This is a genomic window from Gluconacetobacter entanii, from assembly GCF_003206495.1.
Classification (GTDB): Bacteria; Pseudomonadota; Alphaproteobacteria; order Acetobacterales; family Acetobacteraceae; genus Novacetimonas; species Novacetimonas entanii.
Genome location: NZ_NKUF01000092.1, coordinates 1 through 2,500, shown reverse-complemented (window position 1 = coordinate 2,500; position 2,500 = coordinate 1). Strand labels below are relative to the sequence as shown.

Genomic DNA, 2,500 nt, shown 5'->3' with positions numbered 1-2,500 from the left:
GGGGAGTGAAAGAGACCTGAAACCGAATGCCTACAAGCAGTCGGAGCCTCTTATGGGGTGACGGCGTACCTTTTGTATAATGGGTCAGCGAGTTTCTGTTTGCAGCAAGCTTAAGCCGGTAGGTGTAGGCGCAGCGAAAGCGAGTCTGAATAGGGCGACGAGTTGCTGGCAGAAGACCCGAAACCGAGTGATCTAGCCATGGCCAGGCTGAAGGTGCGGTAACACGCACTGGAGGGCCGAACCCACGCCTGTTGAAAAAGTCGGGGATGAGCTGTGGCTAGGGGTGAAAGGCCAATCAAACTCGGAAATAGCTGGTTCTCCGCGAAATCTATTGAGGTAGATCGTCTGGTATTACCCCGGGGGGTAGAGCACTGGATGGGCTAGGGGGGCCCAAAGCCTTACCAAACCTAACCAAACTCCGAATACCCGGAAGTATGAGCCAGGCAGACAGACAGTGGGTGCTAAGGTCCATTGTCGAGAGGGAAACAGCCCAGACCACCAGCTAAGGCCCCCAAATCGTGGCTAAGTGGGAAAGGATGTGGGGATTCCAAAACAACCAGGAGGTTGGCTTAGAAGCAGCCATCCTTTAAAGAAAGCGTAATAGCTCACTGGTCTAATAGAAACCCTGCGCCGAAAATGTAACGGGGCTCAAGCCACGTGCCGAAGCTGTGGGTGCATACTATGTATGCGCGGTAGCGGAGCGTTCCGTAAGTCTGTGAAGGGGACGGGGTGACCCTCCCTGGAGATATCGGAAGTGCGAATGCTGACATGAGTAGCGACAAACAGTGCGAGAAACACTGTCGCCGAAAGTCCAAGGGTTCCTGCGCAAGGTTAATCCGCGCAGGGTGAGCCGGCCCCTAAGGCGAGGGCGAAAGCCGTAGTCGATGGAAACCAGGTCAATATTCCTGGGCCTGCCAGAAGTGACGAATGCAATATGTTGTCGGGTCTTATCGGATTGGCCCGGCTTTTGGAGCATTCCAGGAAATAGCTCTGGCATATAGACCGTACCCGAAACCGACACAGGTGGACTGGTAGAGAATACCAAGGCGCTTGAGAGAACGATGCTGAAGGAACTAGGCAAATTGCTTGCGTAACTTCGGGATAAGCAAGACCCGTCAGTGGGCAACCATCGGCGGGTGGCACAGACCAGGGGGTAGCGACTGTTTAGTAAAAACACAGGGCTGTGCGAAGTCGAGAGACGACGTATACGGCCTGACGCCTGCCCGGTGCCGGAAGGTTAAGAGGAGGTGTGCAAGCACCGAATTGAAGCCCCGGTAAACGGCGGCCGTAACTATAACGGTCCTAAGGTAGCGAAATTCCTTGTCGGGTAAGTTCCGACCTGCACGAATGGCGTAACGACTTCCCCGCTGTCTCCAGCATCGGCTCAGCGAAATTGAATTCCCCGTGAAGATGCGGGGTACCCGCGGTCAGACGGAAAGACCCTATGAACCTTTACTGCAGCTTTGCAGTGGCATCAGAGACATTCTGTGTAGGATAGGTGGGAGGCTTTGAAACCGGGGCGCCAGTTCCGGTGGAGCCATCCTTGAAATACCACCCTGACTGTTTCTGATGTCTAACCGAGACCAGTAAGCCTGGTCCGGGACCCTGCATGGTGGGCAGTTTGACTGGGGCGGTCGCCTCCCAAAGTGTAACGGAGGCGCGCGATGGTGGGCTCAGGTCGGTCGGACATCGACTGTTGAGTGCAATGGCATAAGCCCGCCTGACTGTGAGAGTGACAGCTCGATCAGAGACGAAAGTCGGCCATAGTGATCCGGTGGTCCCGCGTGGAAGGGCCATCGCTCAACGGATAAAAGGTACTCTAGGGATAACAGGCTGATCTCCCCCAAGAGTCCACATCGACGGGGAGGTTTGGCACCTCGATGTCGGCTCATCACATCCTGGGGCTGGAGCAGGTCCCAAGGGTTCGGCTGTTCGCCGATTAAAGTGGTACGTGAGCTGGGTTTAGAACGTCGTGAGACAGTTCGGTCCCTATCTGCCGTGGGTGTTGGAGACTTGAGAGGATTTGTCCCTAGTACGAGAGGACCGGGATGAACATACCTCTGGTGCACCGGTTGTCGCGCCAGCGGCACAGCCGGGTAGCTAAGTATGGAAGGGATAACCGCTGAAAGCATCTAAGCGGGAAACCCACCTCAAAACAAGGTCTCCCCAAGGGCCGTGATAGACCATCACGTCAATAGGCCAGGTGTGGAAGCGCAGCAATGCGTGCAGCTGACTGGTCCTAATCGCCCAACAGGCTCATTCACAACGCCACAACGTGGCAAACACACATGCACAGCAGTCATCCACCCCACTCTCTCCTCACACAAAACACCAACCTCCCACACAGTCCTAAAAGGACTGACTGGATGATCTGGTGGCCATGGCGGGAATTGCTCCACCCGATCCCATCCCGAACTCGGCCGTGAAAAACCCCAGCGCCCATGATACTGTGCCTCAAGGCACGGGAAAGTCGGTCGCCGCCAGATCTTCCAGTCAGTCC

General features: G+C 55.8%; 2 rRNA genes (1 of these 2 cut by a window edge). Both read left to right on the top strand.

Annotation, left to right across the window (positions count from 1 at the left end):
* Positions 1-2,264, top strand: a 23S ribosomal RNA gene (locus CFR72_RS16300) (it extends 477 nt beyond the left edge of the window).
* A 106-nt stretch (positions 2,265-2,370) separates the two neighbouring features.
* Positions 2,371-2,486 (top strand): 5S ribosomal RNA (gene rrf, locus CFR72_RS16295).
* Positions 2,487-2,500: the final 14 nt, after the last annotated feature.